Origin of the sequence: Micromonospora zamorensis, assembly GCF_900090275.1 — a bacterium.
In the GTDB taxonomy this organism is placed as follows: Bacteria; Actinomycetota; Actinomycetes; order Mycobacteriales; family Micromonosporaceae; genus Micromonospora; species Micromonospora zamorensis.
In genome coordinates, this window is the sequence record NZ_LT607755.1 from 5147652 (window position 1) to 5163990 (window position 16339).

14 protein-coding genes and 1 tRNA gene are annotated in these 16339 nt (G+C 70.6%); 6 read left to right on the plus strand and 9 right to left on the minus strand.

The window, feature by feature from the left end:
• Window positions 1–137 precede the first annotated feature (137 nt).
• From GA0070619_RS22755 to argS, 3 genes are read right to left on the minus strand one after another with little or no spacing between them, the layout of a single operon-like run.
• Window positions 138–1448 carry a homoserine dehydrogenase gene (locus GA0070619_RS22755; protein ID WP_172862230.1) on the minus strand — a complete coding sequence of 437 codons (1311 nt, stop codon included), beginning with the start codon at window positions 1446–1448 and terminating at the stop codon, window positions 138–140.
• Between the two features lie 8 nt (window positions 1449–1456).
• A complete protein-coding gene (gene lysA, locus GA0070619_RS22760; protein WP_088949936.1) occupies window positions 1457–2842 on the minus strand; it encodes a diaminopimelate decarboxylase in 1386 nt (461 codons plus the stop codon).
• A 1-nt stretch (window position 2843) separates the two neighbouring features.
• Window positions 2844–4511: an arginine--tRNA ligase gene (gene argS, locus GA0070619_RS22765; protein WP_088949937.1), complete on the minus strand. Its 1668-nt coding sequence runs from the start codon at window positions 4509–4511 to the stop codon at window positions 2844–2846.
• A 97-nt stretch (window positions 4512–4608) separates the two neighbouring features.
• Here argS and GA0070619_RS22770 point away from each other — a divergent pair, with 97 nt between their 5' ends.
• From GA0070619_RS22770 to GA0070619_RS22785, 4 genes are all read left to right on the plus strand, one after another.
• Window positions 4609–5406, plus strand: a complete 798-nt coding sequence (locus GA0070619_RS22770) for a DUF3105 domain-containing protein (RefSeq protein WP_088949938.1) — start codon at window positions 4609–4611, stop codon at window positions 5404–5406.
• Window positions 5407–5414: 8 nt separating this feature from the next.
• Window positions 5415–6083, plus strand: a complete 669-nt coding sequence (locus GA0070619_RS22775) for a DUF305 domain-containing protein (protein WP_088949939.1) — start codon at window positions 5415–5417, stop codon at window positions 6081–6083.
• A gap of 344 nt (window positions 6084–6427) precedes the next feature.
• A complete protein-coding gene (locus tag GA0070619_RS22780; RefSeq protein ID WP_088949940.1) occupies window positions 6428–7123 on the plus strand; it encodes a winged helix-turn-helix domain-containing protein in 696 nt (231 codons plus the stop codon).
• Between the two features lie 92 nt (window positions 7124–7215).
• Window positions 7216–7290, plus strand: a tRNA-Arg gene (locus tag GA0070619_RS22785).
• Window positions 7291–7388: 98 nt separating this feature from the next.
• Here GA0070619_RS22785 and GA0070619_RS22790 read toward each other — a convergent pair.
• Window positions 7389–8357, minus strand: coding sequence for a helix-turn-helix transcriptional regulator (locus tag GA0070619_RS22790; RefSeq protein WP_088949941.1), 969 nt, complete (start codon window positions 8355–8357; stop codon window positions 7389–7391).
• A gap of 107 nt (window positions 8358–8464) precedes the next feature.
• On the opposite strand from GA0070619_RS22790, the gene GA0070619_RS22795 reads away from it, so the two are divergent.
• Entirely contained in the window at window positions 8465–8890 is a 426-nt protein-coding gene (locus GA0070619_RS22795) for a VOC family protein (RefSeq protein WP_088949942.1), read from the plus strand.
• A gap of 56 nt (window positions 8891–8946) precedes the next feature.
• Here GA0070619_RS22795 and GA0070619_RS22800 read toward each other — a convergent pair whose 3' ends face one another.
• The gene (locus GA0070619_RS22800; protein ID WP_157744073.1) at window positions 8947–11082 is read right to left on the minus strand and encodes an ABC transporter permease; all 2136 of its coding nucleotides are present in this window, start codon (window positions 11080–11082) and stop codon (window positions 8947–8949) included.
• A 123-nt stretch (window positions 11083–11205) separates the two neighbouring features.
• Between GA0070619_RS22800 and GA0070619_RS22805 the strand changes: the two genes are divergently transcribed.
• A complete protein-coding gene (locus GA0070619_RS22805) occupies window positions 11206–11832 on the plus strand; it encodes a TetR/AcrR family transcriptional regulator (RefSeq protein ID WP_088949943.1) in 627 nt (208 codons plus the stop codon).
• A gap of 8 nt (window positions 11833–11840) precedes the next feature.
• On the opposite strand, the gene GA0070619_RS22810 is transcribed toward GA0070619_RS22805, so the two are convergent.
• The 4 genes from GA0070619_RS22810 to GA0070619_RS22825 form a co-directional block, all read right to left on the minus strand.
• On the minus strand, window positions 11841–14222 hold the full coding sequence (locus GA0070619_RS22810) for an ATP-binding cassette domain-containing protein (RefSeq protein WP_088949944.1): 2382 nt from the start codon (window positions 14220–14222) through the stop codon (window positions 11841–11843).
• 28 nt (window positions 14223–14250) lie between these two features.
• Window positions 14251–14661, minus strand: coding sequence for a VOC family protein (locus GA0070619_RS22815; RefSeq protein ID WP_088951985.1), 411 nt, complete (start codon window positions 14659–14661; stop codon window positions 14251–14253).
• A 5-nt stretch (window positions 14662–14666) separates the two neighbouring features.
• Window positions 14667–15116, minus strand: a complete 450-nt coding sequence (locus GA0070619_RS22820; RefSeq protein ID WP_088949945.1) for a helix-turn-helix transcriptional regulator — start codon at window positions 15114–15116, stop codon at window positions 14667–14669.
• Between the two features lie 71 nt (window positions 15117–15187).
• Window positions 15188–16147, minus strand: a complete 960-nt coding sequence (locus GA0070619_RS22825) for a DNA polymerase domain-containing protein (protein ID WP_088949946.1) — start codon at window positions 16145–16147, stop codon at window positions 15188–15190.
• Between the last annotated feature and the right edge of the window lie 192 nt (window positions 16148–16339).

A 16339-nucleotide genomic window follows, 5' to 3' on the forward strand; every position in this document is an offset into this window, starting at 1 on the left:
TCGTTCTCCTCGCCTCTACCGCCGCGCCGACCCGGCATCAGGGTCACCTTGGACCAGCCTGCCCGAGCCGTCTGTCGCACACCCCGGCTTACCCACCTGGCGGGACGCGCGAGCCGTCCCGTCGATGGTCCAACGAGTCAGGCGCCGCCCTCGACCCGCAGCACGCTGGTCACCGACCGGACGATGTCCAGACCACGCAGCTCACCGACGGTCGCGGCGAGCGCGGCGTCCGGCGCGACGTGCGTGACGATGACCAGCTCGGCGTCGCCGTCCCGGCCCGGGGACCCGCCCGCCGAGCCCTGCCGTACGGTCGCGATCGACACGTCGTGCCGGGCGAACACGCTCGCCACCGAGGCCAGCACACCCGGGCGGTCGGCCACGTCGAGGCTGACGTGGTAGCGGGTCAACGCCTCGCCCATCGGCCGTACCGACAGGTCCGCGTATGCGCTCTCGCTGGCCGCGCGCACCCCGGCGAGCCGGTTGCGGGACACCGCGACCACGTCACCGAGCACGGCGCTGGCTGTCGGCGCGCCCCCGGCGCCCCGGCCGTAGAACATCAGCTGCCCGGCCGCGTCGGCCTCCACGAAGACCGCGTTGAACGCGTCGCCCACGCTGGCCAGCGGGTGGCTGCGCGGGATCATCGCCGGGTGCACCCGGACGCTGACGGTCTCCCGACCGCTGGCGTCGACGCCCCGGGCGGCGATGCAGAGCAACTTGATCGTGCAGCCCATCGCCTGGGCGCTGGCCATGTCCGCGGCGGTCACCTCGGTTATGCCCTCGCGGTGCACGTCGGCCGCGCCGACCCGGGTGTGGAACGCCAGCGAGGCGAGGATCGCCGCCTTCGCCGCCGCGTCGAAGCCCTCGACGTCGGCGGTCGGGTCGGCCTCCGCGTACCCCAGTGCGGTGGCCTCTTCGAGCGCCTCGGCGAAGCCGGCGCCGGTCGCGTCCATGGCGGAGAGGATGAAGTTGGTGGTGCCGTTGACGATGCCGGTGACCCGGTTGATCCGGTCACCGTGCAGCGACTCCCGCAACGGGCGCAGCAGCGGGATGGCCCCCGCCACGGACGCCTCGTAGTAGAGGTCGCCGCCACCCTCGGCCGCCGCCTCGTGCAGAGCGACGCCGTCCTCGGCGAGCAGCGCCTTGTTGGCGGTGACCACGCTCTTGCCGGCGCGCAGCGCCTCGACCAGCCAGCCTCGGGCCGGCTCGATGCCGCCGACCACCTCGATCACCACGTCCACGTCGTCACGCTTGATCAGGCCGAGCGCGTCGGTGGTGAACAGGTCCTCGTCGACCGGCAGGTCACCCCGGTCACGGCCGAGCCGACGGACGGCGATGCCGGCGATCTCCAGCGGAGCGCCGATCCGCGCGGCCAGGTCGGCCGACTGCTCGTGCAGCAGACGGACCACCTCCTGGCCGACAGTGCCGCAGCCGAGCAGCGCCAAGCGCACAGGTGACGTCATCCCACATCCAAAGCGAGCAGGTCCTCTTCGGTTTCCCGCCGGACGATCAGGCGCGCCTGGCCGTCGCGTACCGCGACCACCGGTGGCCGGGGTACGTGGTTGTAGTTGCTGGCCATGCTCCGGCAGTAGGCACCGGTGCCGGGCACCGCGACAAGATCTCCGGCCTGCACGTCGGCGGGCAGGAATTCATCCTTCACCACGATGTCCCCGGACTCACAGTGCTTTCCCACCACGCGGGCGAGCAACGGCTGCGCGGTCGAGGCCCGCGAGGCCAGCGTCGCCGAGTAGGACGCGTCGTACAGGGCGGTGCGGATGTTGTCGCTCATCCCGCCGTCGACGCTGACGAACGTCCGGATGCCGTCGAGCTCCTTGACCGTGCCGACCTCGTAGAGGGTGAACACGGCCGGCCCGACGATGGCCCGCCCCGGCTCGATCGACAGATGCGGCACGGCCAGGTTCTCCGCCGCGCACTCCGAGTCGACGATCTTGCGGAGGCGCTTGGCCAGGTCCTGTGGTGTCGCCGGGTCGTCCTGGGAGGTGTACGCGATGCCGAAGCCGCCGCCCAGGTCCAGCTCGGGCAGCTCCACCCCGCGCGCGTCGCGGATCTGGGCCTGGAGGGCGAGCACCCGGCGGGCCGAGACCTCGAAGCCGCTGGCATCGAAGATCTGCGAGCCGATGTGCGAGTGCAGACCACGCAGCTCCAGCACACCCTCGTCGAGGATCTTGAACGCGGCGTTCGCGGCGGCACCGCCGGCCAGCGAGAAGCCGAACTTCTGGTCCTCGTGGGCGGTGGCGATGAACTCGTGGGTGTGCGCCTCCACGCCGACAGTGACCCGCACCAGCACCCGAGGCCGAACCCCCCGCTCGCGGGCCAGCGCGGTCAGGCGGTCGATCTCGGTGAACGAGTCGACGATGATCCGCCCCACCCCGGCGTCCAGCGCCCGGGACAGCTCGGAGACCGACTTGTTGTTGCCGTGGAAGCCGATCCGCTCCGGCGGCATCCCGGCCGACAACGCGGTGGCCAGCTCACCCCCGGTGCAGACGTCCAGGTGCAGGCCCTCCTCGGCGATCATCCGGACCACCGCTCGGCACAGGAACGCCTTGCCCGCGTAGAAGATGTCCTCGGTCGGGAAGGCCGCCCGGAAGTCGCGGCAGCGCGAGCGCAGGTCAGCCTCGTCCAGGACGTACACCGGGGTGCCGAACTCGGCCGCGATGTCGCGGACGCTCAGGCCCGCGACGGCGACCGCGCCGTCGGCCCCCCGCGTCACGCTGCGCGGCCACAGCGTCGGCATCAGGGCGTTGACGTCCTCGGGGGTACGCAGCCAGGCCGGCCCCTGCTTGCTGATGTCCGCGTGCAGCGCACCAGCCTCATGAGCCCGCATGTCACATCCTCTCGGGAGCGGAGACGCCGAGCAGGTGCAGGCCGTTGGCGATCACCGTGCGGGTGGCGTTGTTGAGCCACAGCCGGGCGCGGTGCAGGTCGGTGACCTCCTCGTCGCCCAGCGGCAGCACCCGGCAGTTGTCGTAGAACCGGTGGTAGGAGGCGGCGACGCTCTCCTCCAGGTAACGGGCCACCCGGTGCGGTTCCCGCAGCTCGGCGGCCGTGGCCACCACGGCGGGGAACTCGGCGAGCGCCTTGAGCAGCTCGTTCTCCTTCTCGTGGTCGAGCAGTTCGGGACGGAACGCTTCCCCGTCGCCCGGGACCAGCCCCACCTCGGCGGCGTTGCGGGCCACGCCCGCGGTCCGGGCCGCCACGTACTGCACGTAGTAGACCGGGTTGTCGCGGGTCGCCCGGGTCCACAGCTCGATGTCGATGTCGATCGGGGAGTCGCTGGAGTAGCGGGCCAACGCGTACCGGGAGGCGTCCACGCCGATCGCCTCGACCAGGTCCTCCAGGGTGATCACGGTGCCGGCCCGCTTGCTCATCCGCATCGGGGCGCCGTCGCGCAGCAGGTTGACCAGCTGCCCGATGAGGATCTCCAGGTTGCGCTCCGGGTCGTCGCCGAAGCAGGCGGCCATCGCCTTCATCCGGCCGATGTAGCCGTGGTGGTCGGCGCCCAGCATGATCACGACCCGCTCGAAGCCGCGCTCGCGCTTGTCCAGGTAGTAGGCGCAGTCCGCGGCGAAGTACGTCCACTCGCCGTTGGACTTGCGCAGCACCCGGTCCTTGTCGTCACCGAAGTCGGTGGTGCGCAGCCAGGTCGCGCCCTCGGACTCGTAGAGGTGCCCCTGCTGACGCAGCCGGTTCAGCGCGAGGTCCAGCTCACCGCGGTCGTGCAGGTCCTTCTCGTTGAAGTAGGTGTCGAACTCCACCCCGAAGTCACGCAGCGAGGAGCGGATCTCGTCGAACATCAGCGCGACGCCCTCGACCCGGAAGACCTCCTGGGCGGCGTCGTCGTCGAGGGTCCGCACCTCCGGCCGGCGGGCCTGCACCTCGGTGGCGATCTCGGCGATGTACGCCCCGCCGTAGCCGTCCTCCGGCGCCGGCTCACCCTTGGCGGCGGCGAGCAGCGACCTGGCGAACCGGTCGATCTGCGAACCCGCGTCGTTGAAGTAATACTCAGTGCCGACGTCGGCGCCGGTGGCCCGCAGCAGCCGGCTCAGCGCGTCACCGACGGCCGCCCAGCGGACCCCGCCGATGTGCACCGGCCCGGTCGGGTTGGCCGAGACGAACTCCAGGTTGATCTTCTCGCCGGCCAGCCGGTCGCTGCGGCCGTACTCCGCGCCGGCCTCGACGATCACCCGGGCGAGCTGACCGGCCGCAGCCGCGTCGAGCCGGATGTTCAGGAAGCCCGGCCCGGCGATTTCGACCGATTTGACGCCCGATGCCCGGCCCAGCTCGTCGGCCAGGGCCGCTGCCAGCTCCCGAGGCGGGACGCCCACCTTCTTGCTCAACTGCAGCGCGAGCGTCGAGGCGTAGTCGCCGTGCTCGGGGTTGCGCGGTCGCTCCACCACCGTGCTCGCCGGCAGCGCGGCGCGGTCGAGCCCACGCTGCTCGAAGACGGCGTGGGCGGCGGCGAGGACGACCGAGGCTAGTTCTGCAGGAGTCACCCAACCATGTTATCGGGGGTAGACTCGGGCACTCGGCGGCTCCCCTGCGCGTCTACCGGCCCGCCACTCCCCTGACCGACCGACTTGACGAGGCACGATGAGCATCAGCACCCCGGGTGGCCCTGAGCGCCGCCCGACCGTGGTCAGCACCGGCAAGAAGCCGGCCGCCGGCCGGCCCGCCGCCGGCGCCAAGGCCGGTTCCGGCAAGCCGGCGGGCTCCCCCCGGGCAGGTGGCAAGGGCCCTCGTAAGCCGGTCACCCCGGTCAAGGTGAGCCAGGGCCGCGCCTGGGGCCCCATCGCGCTCTTCGTCGCGGTGGGCGTCCTCGCGGCCGGCATCATCGGCTACGGTGCCTGGGCGTCGTTCCAGGGCTCCAAGCCGTGGGACAAGCGGGCCAACGCCATCGACGGCATCGCCAACATCCGCAAGTCCGACCCGGACAGCCTGAAGTACGAGTCGCACAAGTCGGGTCCGCTGACCTGGAACTACTCGCCGCCCGTGGGTGGGGTGCACAACGCCGCCTGGCAGAACTGCATGGGCGACGTCTACGACGCCCCGATCGCCAACGAGCACGCGGTGCACAGCCTGGAGCACGGCGCCGTGTGGATCACCTACCGGCCCGACCTCCCCAAGGACCAGGTCGACAAGCTCGCCGGCAAGGTGCGCGGCGTCGAGAAGACGCTGATGAGCCCGTACGAGGGCCTGGACAAGCCGATCTCGCTGCAGGCCTGGGGCTACCAGCTCAAGGTCGACAACGCCGACGACTCGCGGATCGACGAGTTCATCAAGGACCTGCGGGTCAACGCCTCCGTCGAGGGCCCGACGGCGCTCTGCAACACGGGAATCACCGCCACCGGCACCACGCCGCGTGAGCTCCAGCAGCAGCCCACTCAGTAAGGACGGCGATGACTGCCCCCGCCACCACCGACAGCGAGTACGACGACACCCCGGCCGTCCCGGACGAGGACGGCCGGGCCCCGGCGTCGCGCTACGGCGTGCTGGCGCTCGCCGTCATGGTGGTGGTGGGGTTGCTCCTCGGGTACGCGGGCGGTCTGCTCACCCCACGCCTCACCCGACCCGGTGACGCGTCGGTCGAGGCGGGCTTCGCCCGGGACATGACGTCCCACCACGCGCAGGCGGTGGAGATGAGCCTGATCGCGTACCGGTCGGCCACCCTCCCCGAGGTGCGACAGATCGCCGTCGACATCGCCACCGGGCAGCAGGGCGAGATCGGCGCCATGCAGACCTGGCTGCGCGAATGGGACCTGAGCCCCACCGGGTCACAGCCACCCATGTCGTGGATGTCCGACGGAGCCACGGTCAAGAACGGGCTGATGCCGGGGATGGCCACCCCGCAGCAGATGGCCGCCCTGCGCGACGCCAAGGGCATCGAGGTCGACCGACAGTTCCTAGCCCTGATGTACGACCACCACCTCGGCGGCATCCACATGATCGACGCGGCCCTCGGCGAAACCGACAACGACGAGGTGCTGCGGGTGGCTCGGACGATGAAGGCCACCCAGCAGACCGAGCTGAACAACCTCCGGCAGCTCCAGGCGCAGGCCAAGGGCTGACCGACCCACGGGCACACCGGGCCCGCGTCACCGCCACACGATGGTGGGACGCGGGCCCGCTCCCTACGGCCCCCAGCCATGCCCCCGGCCCACGCCCACGTGCAGCCCATGCCCGGCACCGCCCGTGATCGACTCGGGTTTCAGGAAACCGGGGTGTCAAGGCGACCGGGACACCCCGACTTCCAGGAACCCGAGTCGATCAAGGCGAAGCACGTTGGCTTGTGCCCTGAAAGATGGTCTTTGTCCGTTGTGGGGCAATGGCGAGGCACGGGCGATTACGTTGCTTAGAGAGTTTTCTCCGCACATATCGTGACCAGTTGCGATTCGGGCTCGTTGCCCAAGACGTGGGGGTTGCACTCAGAGACGCACGGCGTTCGGTCACCAGTTGGTGCCGACGCCACACCATTGGCGGTGACGGGGCGGTGGCAGCCGTCCGTCGCGGACAGCGGCAGGGCGAGCCGGGAATGCTCAGCCGCGAACAGGAACTCGAACTGATCGACACACTGCGGGGCGTCCACCCCGACGAGTTCGGCTTGGACGAGGAGCTGTGGACGCGGCAGAGCCTCACCACGCTCATCCAACGGCGCTTCGACCTGCCGTTGGACCCTGGCGCGGTCGGGGCGTACCTGCGGGCCTGGGGGTTGGGTCCGCGCGAGCCGCGCGAGCGCGCCTGCGGGCTCTGCGTCAGCGCGGTCGAGCGCTGGGTCCGCAGTGAGTACCCGGCGATCACCCGGGCCGCCCAGGAGCACCTCGCGGAGGTCTACTGGATCGGCCGGGTCCGACTGCGCGGCACCATGCCGGCGGCGGACGTGATCTCCGCGGTCTCGTCCCGTGGTCGGGTGCGCTTCATGATCACCACGCCGACGGTGGACCCGCCGCTCCCCCGTGACTTCGTGCTGCGGCTCAGCGGCGAGGAGCAGCGCACCGTGCACCTGATCGTGGACGGCTCCTGGCCGCGCAACGAGTGGCCACGTCGGCTCCCCCGGCGAATCGTCCTGCACCCGCTGCCCAGTTGCGGGCGGGCGATCGCGGCGGCCTGAGCACCGGGTGGGCCGGTTACCGACACGATCGGCTCACCCGATACCGATTCGGCGTACGGGGGGAGGGTTTGCTAGTCTTCTCCAGTCGCTGAGCCCCCGTAGCTCAGGGGATAGAGCACCGCCCTCCGGAGGCGGGGGCGCAGGTTCGAATCCTGCCGGGGGCACCAAGAAAGATTTCACCCGACAGTGCCGGGCGCAGGAGCGAGTTTGGCTCCCGCGCCCGTTTTGCGTTTCCGGCGGCCCTTCCGCCGCCGCGACCCGGCCGTCATCCTGCTGCTTCGGCGTAGCGGCGGGCGAGCCCCGCGAAGGCGGCCTTGAGCTCGGCGGGCCCGATCACCTCGATGTCGGCGTCGAATCTGCCGAGCGCGGCTGCGAGGCCGATCCAGGACCAGGAGCCCTGCACGAGCTTGCAGCGGTCGGGGCCGAGTTCTTCGACAAGCCCGTCGCGGGTGTACGTGGCGACGACGGCGGCGGGAAGGCCGAGGATGACCTCCCCCACGCAGGGCCACGCCGAGGTGTCGGTGGAACCTCGGAAGCGGCCCGCGACGTACGTGGCCACGTCTCCCATGGGCAGTTGTCGTGGGGTGAAGCGTGGTCCGGTCGGGGTACGCGGGCTGACCCGGTCGCAGCGGAAGGTCCGCCAGTCGTCCCGGTCGAGGTCCCAGGCGACGAGATACCAGCGACCCTTCCAGGTGACGAGGTGGTGGGGCTCCACGCGGCGGGGCGGTGCGTCGGTGGCGGCGCTCGTCGAGGCGTAGTCGAAGCGCAGAACCTCGTGGGCGTGGACGGCCGCACCGATGGCTGTCAGCACTGTGCTGTCGACCGGGGTGTCCGGCCCGGTGGCGGGTTGTCCGACGGCGGTGACCTGGAGGGCGTCGATGCGGTGCCGCAGTCGGCTGGGCATGACCTGCCGCATGGTGTTCAGCGCTCGCGCCGCGCCCTCCTGGATGTCCGCCCCGGAGAGGGCTGCCACCTGGAGTGCGACGGCGATGGCGACGGCCTGATCGTCGTCGAACAGCAGGGGTGGCAGTTGGGCGCCGGCGTCGAGCCGGTACCCGCCGTCCGGCCCCTTGAAGGCTCTGATCGGGTAGCCGAGCTCGCGCAGCCGGTCGACGTCGCGTCGCACCGTTCGCGGGCTCACGTCCAGCCTCTCGGCCAGGAGGCCCCCCGGCCAGTCACGCCGGGCCTGGAGGAGCGAGAGCAGCGACAGCAGTCTCGCGGAGGTCGTGGCCATGCATCCGAGTCTGCCCCGGATAGCGGCCACAACCTGACCGCTACCCCTGCCATCGTCGGCGTTGCACCTGGGCACCAGCCACGGGTCATGTCACACGAGGAGCAGCAATGAGCATCAACACCGTCGCGCACATCAACCTTCGGGGCAACGCGCGGGCCGCCCTCGATTTCTACCGGGCCGTCTTCGGCGGGGACCTCGTCGCGGTGACCTACGCCGACGCCCACAACGTGCAGAACCCGGACGAGGCCGACCAGGTCATGTGGGGTCAGGTCACGTCCGCCGAGGGCTTCCAGATCATGGCGTACGACGTGCCGTCGGCGCGGCCGTGGAGCCAGGGCGAGAGCCCGTTCTTCGTCTCGGTCCGGGGCAGCGACGCCGACGAGATCACCGGCTACTGGAAGAAGCTCAGCGAGGGCTCGACCGTCCTGGTCGACCTCGCGCCCGCCGGTTGGGCTCCCCTCTACGGCATGCTCACCGACCCGTTCGGCGTCACCTGGGTGCTCGACGTCGCCGTCGAGCACAACCCCGCCTGACCAGAAGGAGCGGCCCACCGCCGATCCGGGGAGATCGGCGGTGGGCCCGGTGCCGCTCAGTGCGCTTCGGCCGGCACCAGCCTCAGGTGCGCCTCGGATGCCGTACCCGCGTCCGGGCCGCCGGAGTCCGAGCGGCGCTCGCGGCGTTTGAGCCACCGGTCGATCACGAGGTTTCCGACGAGCCCGACAGCGCCCCAGATGGCGATGACCAGCAGGTTCTGTCCGACGCCGACGCCGTCGAAGTACCGCAGCGATCGGGCGATGTCGACCGCCGCGGGCAGCGGCAGCACGTCCTGGAGAGGGCGGAACACCTCGGGGACCAGGTACACCGACATGCCACCTCCGGAGGCGGGTACGCCGGCCATCATGAGCACCACCATCATCGGGATGATTCCCGCCAGGCCGACGGTGCGGGTGAGCACTCCGGTGGCCAGGGAGACCGAGAAGATGGTCAGGGTGCCGTAGGCGATCGTCTCCAGGGCGTTGCCGCTGATCGCGCCGATGAGGACGTCGAAGAGGAACCACAGCCAGACGGACATGCCGATCGCCCAGCCGCCCAGCAGCGGCAGGAACTGGCGCAGGCGGCGCACGTGCGGGGCACCGCCACGCAGGACGGCCAGGAACAGGAAGCCGGCCATGATCCAGGACATGCCGACGTACATGCTGTTGCTGCCGCCGGTGTCGGTCTCGCTCAGGGGTTGCACGTCGGTGAGCGTGAGCGGGAGGCCCTGGGCCGCGGTGATCGGCTGGAAGATCGCGCGGATCGCGGACTGCTGGCTGGCGTTCGCGGCGGACGCCGAGTACAGCGTCGCCGGGGTGTCCGGTGCCGACGGCAGGACGAAGGCGGCGACCACCTCGCGGGAGCGGATCTGCTCGGTGGCCTCATCCACGGTGCCGGCGACGGTGACGTCGAGGATGCCGTCAAGCTGTGCGTTGAGACCGGCAGCGGTCTGCTGAGCCTGCCCCGGGGCGGCGGCGACCACGACGACCGGGATGTCGTGCGGTTGCGGTTTGTGCATGGAGAACCCCATGGCGCCCACGACGACCACGAGGATGGCCAGCGGGAAGCCGGCCGCGGCCACGTACCGGAACCGCTTGGAGCGCGGCGGCCCGCCGGCCAGAGCGGGGGCCTTCGAGTCGGGGTCGCTGATCGGGGGGACGCCGGGGATCATCTTCCCGCTCGCGCTGCGCTCCTTGAGCAGACAGAGCGCGAGGGCGGCCACGATCCACACGGCCAGGACGATCAGGTGGGTGCCCAGACCGTTGCCGTCGAAGTACAGGACCGAGCGCAGTGCCTCACCGGCCGCCGGGAGCGGCAGCACGCCATGCAGGAACTGGAAGAACCCGGGCATGTTGTGCACCGACAGGGCCAGGTTCGACGCGGGCATGCCGAACACGACCCAGAGCAGCATGCCGGGCAGCACCGCGAGGGGCCCGACCACCTTGGAGAGCAGCAGCTGGGCCAGGCCGACGGCCGCGGTGGCGAGCATGCCGACGCCGAGGAAGGTGAGGTAGTGACCCTCGACGGCACCCACGACGGGCCCGAGGATGAGCCAGATGATCGAGCTGGTGAGCGCGGACCAGCCGGCCAGCACGGGCAGGAACCGTCGCAGCCGCAGCAGGTGAGGGACGCCCATCACCATGATGCTCAGTGGCACGTAACCGGCCAGCATCATGCCCATCGCGGCGAACAGGACCGCGATGCCGGCAGAGTCACCGGCGGGTAGCGGTGCGACGTCCTCGGTGGTGGTCTGCCAGCTGTTCTGGAAGGCCACGGGCGCAAGCAACTGCTGGACGGTGGCGTTCTGTGAGGCTCCGGCCGCCGAGGCGGTGAGGATGGTGGCGTTGGCGCCGCCCGCGGTGGGCAGGATGAGCGCGCCGGTGGCTTCCTGGTCGTGCAGCAGGTCGACCGCGTCGTCGCGGGTGGCCACCAGGGTGGCCTCGGTGCTGTCAGAGGCGTTGAGCCCGTCGACGACGGCCTGCGCCGTGGCGCCGCTGCCGACGACCGCGACCGGCATGTCCCGGGGGTGCGGTGAGTGCATGGTCGACATGTAGGTCGCGAACATCATGGTGACCATGAGGAACGGCATCACGAACAGTGCGACCATTCGGATGATCTGTTCCTTGCGGTCCGCGCCGGGCGGGCGGCCGTCCACCACGTCGGCAGCCTCGATCACGGCTTCGGTATCCATGCACGCTCCAGCTCATGTTTGTACGCCAGTTGACTTACAAACTGTAGGCGGCGGATGCCGGGACCGGGAATCCGGCTAGGTTGACCTGAGTCACATGCGGGCGAGGACACGAGGGGGCCGGTCATGAGGCGGTCCGAGGCGGCCCGCACCGCGCTGCTGAACGCGGCGGAGCGGCTGTTCGCCGAGTCGGGAGTCGCCGAGGTCTCCGACCGCAGGGTGGCCGAGGCGGCTGGCAACACCAACCACTCGGCGGTGCGCTACTACTTCGGCGGGCGCGAGGGCCTGCTCAAGGCGCTGATGGCCCGCCACGTGCACGAGGTGGCGCAGGCACGCGTCGGCATGCCCCCGATCGACGACTCCGTCCTCGGCGACATCCGCGGTCTCGTGGAGCCGAGCATGCGGGTCCTCGACCAGCTACCGCGCCCGAGCTGGCGGGCCCGGTTCCTGGAACACATGCTGCACAACCCCGCCACCTTGCCGATCGTGCGGGAAGCCCAGGACACCACGCCACAGGCACTGGAGCTGCGCGAGTCACTGGCCGCGCGGCTACGGCACCTCGACCCGGAGGTGGTCGCCGGCCGGGCGCTCCTGATCACCCGCATCGTCAGCACCGCGACGGCCGAGGTCGAGGCACGCGCCGAACGCAACGGCGAAGACCCCCGATGGCCCGAGGTCGGCGACTTCCTCGTCGACGCCATCACCGGAATGCTCAGCGCCCCCATCAGCCGGCCACGCCGAGCGGAGAGCTGATCGCCGGCTTACCTGCCGACGTACGCTGCCAGGTGCTCGCCGGTGAGGGTGGAGCGACCAGCGACGAGGTCGGCCGGGGTGCCCTCGAAGACGATCCGGCCTCCGTCGTGACCGGCGCCGGGACCGAGGTCGATGATCCAGTCGGCGTGCGCCATGACCGCCTGATGGTGCTCGATGACGATCACCGACTTGCCGGAGTCGACGAGGCGGTCGAGCAGGCCGAGCAACTGCTCGACGTCGGCCAGGTGCAGGCCGGTGGTCGGCTCGTCGAGGACGTAGACGCCGCCCTTCTCGGCCATGTGGGTGGCCAGCTTGAGCCGCTGCCGCTCGCCGCCGGACAGGGTCGTGAGCGGCTGCCCCAGGCTGAGGTAGCCGAGCCCGACCTCGGCGAGCCGGTCGAGGATGGCGTGCGCGGCGGGCGTACGCGCCTCGCCGGCACCGAAGAACTTCTCGGCCTCGGTCACCGACATCGCCAGCACCTCGCTGATGTCACGACCGCCGAAACGGTATTCCAGCACCGACGCCTGGAACCGCTTGCCCTCGCAGTCCTCGCAGGGAGCGGCGACGCCGGCCATCATCCCCAGGTCGGTGTAGATGACACCGGCACCGTTGCAACTCGGGCAGGCACCCTCGGAGTTGGCGCTGAACAGCGCCGGCTTCACACCGTTGGCCTTCGCGAACGCCTTACGGATCGGGTCCAACAGCCCGGTGTACGTGGCCGGGTTGCTCCGCCGTGAGCCCCGGATCGCGCCCTGGTCGATCGACACCACGCCCGCTCCGGCGGGAATCGACGCGTGCACCAGGGAGCTCTTGCCGGAGCCGGCGACGCCGGTCACGACGACGAGCACGCCGAGCGGCACGTCGACGTCGACGTCGCGCAGGTTGTTGGCCGACGCGCCACGGATCTCCAGCTTGCCGGTGGGCGTGCGGACCGTCTCCTTGAGCGTCGCCCGGTCGTCCAGGTGGCGCCCGGTGATGGTGCCGCTGGCGCGCAGACCCTCCAGGGTGCCCTCGTAGCAGACGGTCCCGCCGTCCGTGCCGGCGCCGGGACCGAGATCGACGACGTGGTCGGCGATGGCGATGGCCTCCGGCTTGTGCTCCACGACCAGCACGGTGTTGCCCTTGTCGCGCAGTTGGAGCAGCAGCTCGTTCATCCGCTGGATGTCGTGCGGGTGCAGCCCGATCGTCGGCTCGTCGAAGACGTAGGTGACGTCGGTGAGCGAGGAGCCCAGGTGGCGGATCATCTTGGTGCGCTGTGCCTCGCCACCGGAGAGGGTGCCCGACGGCCGGTCGAGGGACAGGTAACCCAGGCCGATCTCCTCGAACGAGTCGAGGAGGTGTTGCAGCCCCGCCAGCAACGGGGTCACCGACGGCTCCTTGATCCCGCGCACCCAGGCGGCCAGGTCACTGATCTGCATCGCGCAGGCGTCGGCGATGTTCTTTCCCTTGATCTTCGACGACAGGGCCTCCTTGCTGAGCCGGGTGCCGGCGCAGTCGGGACAGGTCGTGAAGGTCACCGCCCGCTCCACGAAGGCGCGGATGTGTGGCTGCAACGCGTCGATGTCCTTGGAGAGGAAGGACTTCTGGATCGACGGGATCAGGCCCGCGTACGTCAGGTTGATGCCGTCGATCTTGATCTTGGTCGGCTCCCGGTGGAGCAGGTCGTGCTGCTCCCGCTTGGTGAACTTGCCGATCGGCTTGTCCGGGTCGAAGTAGCCGCAGCCACGGAAGATCCGCCCGTACCAGCCCTCCATGCTGTAACCCGGGATCGTGATCGCGCCCTCGTTGAGCGAGAGGCTGTCGTCGTACAGCGCCGACAGGTCGATGTCGGTGACCGCGCCCATGCCCTCGCACCGCGGACACATGCCGCCGAGACGGGTGAAGGTCGCCTTCTCGGTCTTCGTCCTGCCAGCGCCACGGTCGACGGTGATCGCACCGGTCGCCTTCACCGAGGGGACATTGAAGGAGTATGCGTTGGGCGAGCCGATCTGCGGCTGCCCGAGCCGACTGAACAGGATGCGCAGCATCGCGTTGGCGTCGGTGGCGGTGCCGACGGTGGATCGGGAGTTGGCGCCCATCCGCTCCTGGTCCACGATGATCGCCGTGGTCAGGCCGTCCAGCAGGTCGACCTCGGGCCGCGCCAACGTCGGCATGAAACCCTGCACGAACGCGCTGTACGTCTCGTTGATCATCCGCTGCGACTCGGCGGCGATGGTGCCGAACACCAACGAGCTCTTGCCGGAGCCGGAGACACCCGTGAACACCGTCAGCCGCCGCTTCGGGATCTCGACGCTGACGTCCCTGAGGTTGTTGACGCGCGCGCCCTGCACCCGGATCAGGTCGTGGCTGTCGGCAACGTGCGGAGCGGAGGGCTGGGTGGCCGTGCTCATCGTGTCTCCATCTGTCGGGCGGGACGACTCAGCGCACTTCCTGGATGCGGATCATATTGCCGGCGGGGTCCCGGAAGGCGCAGTCGCGTACGCCGTACGGCTGCTCGGTCGGCTCCTGGACGACCTCGGCGTCGCTTGCCTCCAGCTTCGCGAACGTGGCGTCCAGATCGGTGGTGGCGAGGTTGACACCGAAGTAGCTGCCCTTGGCCATCAGCTCAAGGATGGTCTGCCGCTCGGCGTCGGTGATGCCCGGGTTGGCGGTCGGAGGGTGCAGGACGATGGCTGTGCTGGGCTGGCCGACCGGCCCGACCGTGATCCAGCGCATCCCCTCGTAACCGACGTCGAGGCGGACCTCGAAGCCGAGGATGTCGCGGTAGAAGGCCAGGGAGGCGTCCGGATCGGTGTGCGGGAGGAAGCTGGAGTGAATGGTGATGTCCATGGCCGTCACGCTAGTTGCGGCTCCGCGACCCGCGCTTCTCGATTCCTGATCGGTCTGGTCACCTGCTTCGCCACGCACGACGGCATCCCCGCCGTCGCCTGCGCCGCCTGACGGCGGTAGACGCTGGGCGGCACGCCGACCAGCTCGGTGAAACGGGTGCTGAAGGTGCCCAGCGACGAACAGCCCACCGCGAAACAGACATCGGTGACGCTCAGGTCGCCACGACGCAGCAGCGCCATGGCCCGCTCGATCCGTCGTGTCATGAGGTAGCTGTATGGGGACTCGCCATAGGCGAGCCGGAACTCGCGGCTGAGGTGCCCCGCCGACATGTGCGCGCCACGCGCGAGCGCCTCGACGTCCAGCGGTTGCGCGTACTCCCGGTCGATCCGGTCGCGGACCCGGCGCAGCCGCGCCAGGTCGCCCAGTCGCTGGGTCGCGTCGGGTTTGCTGCTCACCTGGAAAATCGTGCCACAACCCACCGACATTCAGCCGGTCGCCGGGCGCGAGCGAGGGCCGGCGAGCCTGGTCAGCCGGCCTCGCGGCGGGCACGGGCCCGGCGCTTCCCCTCGTGCATGGCCTGCACCCGGGCCACCGGGATGGTCCGGCCCTCGGCGACCAGGTCGGCGGGGAGCGGCTGCGGGGCCGGCATCAGCGCGGCCCAGGGATCGCCGTCGGCGACCAGCGACGGCACCGTCCGGATGGTGAAGTCGGCGGGGGTCACCTCGGTCAGGTCGGCCCAGTCGACAGGGAAGGAGACCGGCATCCCGGGGCGCAGTCGAGGGCTGTACGCGGCGGCCACGGTGGCCCCGCCCGCGCGGGTGGCGTCCACGAAGACCCGGCCACCCCGGTCCTCCTTGATGTACGCCGTGGTCGCCAGCGCCGGGTCGAGCCGCTCGGCGCGGACGGCGAGCGCCCGGGTGGCGGCGGCCAACTCCTCCGCCGTGGGTTCGTCGGCCACCGGGACGAACACGTGCACGCCCTTGGCCCCGCTGGTCTTGACGGCGCCGGCGAGGCCGGAGTCGGCCAGCGCTTGGCGGACCAGCAGGGCGGCGGCGACCGCCGCGCGGAACCCGTCGCCCTCCGGCGGGTCCAGGTCGAGCACCAGGTGGGTCGGGCGGTGCGGGTCCGCCGCGGTGGCCAGCGTCGGGTGGTACTCCACCGCCCGCTGGTTGGCGAACCAGAGCAGGGTACGGCGGTCGTCGCAGAGGGCGTACGAGATCTCCCGGTGCGACGCCTCCGCCCAGACCGGCACCCGGCGGACCCAGTCCGGCGTGTAGCGGGGAAGGTTCTTCTGCATGAACGGTGGCTGGCCGGGGCGGACCCTGATCACCGACAGCGGGCGGCCCCGCAGTTGCGCGAGGATCGGGTCGTGGACCGCGTCGAGGTAGTCGACCAGGTCGCGCTTTGTCGCGTCGTCGCGGTCGGACAACGGCTGGTCCAGGTTGGTCAGGGCCACGCCGTCCCGGGTCTCGTCAGCCTCGCTCACCCGACCACCCTCCCGGCCTGAGTGCCGTCGGTCAACCGGACGTGCCGATCGGTTTCGGCGGGCCGGGTACCAGGCAACCTGCTCAGCGCCACCAGCAACCGCCGGCCATCCCGAAGACCAGCATCGCCGGGAACACGTCGACGAGGTAGGCGCCGTCGGTGGGCAGCCAGCAAGAAATGCCTTGCTCTGCCA

Coding starts and splice junctions, on each gene's coding strand:
- lysA (WP_088949936.1), bottom strand. CDS start 2,842: ATGCGGGCTCATGAGGCTGGTGCGCTGCACGCGGACATCAGCAAGCAG.
- GA0070619_RS22770 (WP_088949938.1), top strand. CDS start 4,609: ATGAGCATCAGCACCCCGGGTGGCCCTGAGCGCCGCCCGACCGTGGTC.
- GA0070619_RS22775 (WP_088949939.1), top strand. CDS start 5,415: ATGACTGCCCCCGCCACCACCGACAGCGAGTACGACGACACCCCGGCC.
- GA0070619_RS22790 (WP_088949941.1), bottom strand. CDS start 8,357: ATGGCCACGACCTCCGCGAGACTGCTGTCGCTGCTCTCGCTCCTCCAG.
- GA0070619_RS22795 (WP_088949942.1), top strand. CDS start 8,465: ATGAGCATCAACACCGTCGCGCACATCAACCTTCGGGGCAACGCGCGG.
- GA0070619_RS22800 (WP_157744073.1), bottom strand. CDS start 11,082: ATGGATACCGAAGCCGTGATCGAGGCTGCCGACGTGGTGGACGGCCGC.
- GA0070619_RS22805 (WP_088949943.1), top strand. CDS start 11,206: ATGAGGCGGTCCGAGGCGGCCCGCACCGCGCTGCTGAACGCGGCGGAG.
- GA0070619_RS22810 (WP_088949944.1), bottom strand. CDS start 14,222: ATGAGCACGGCCACCCAGCCCTCCGCTCCGCACGTTGCCGACAGCCAC.
- GA0070619_RS22815 (WP_088951985.1), bottom strand. CDS start 14,661: ATGGACATCACCATTCACTCCAGCTTCCTCCCGCACACCGATCCGGAC.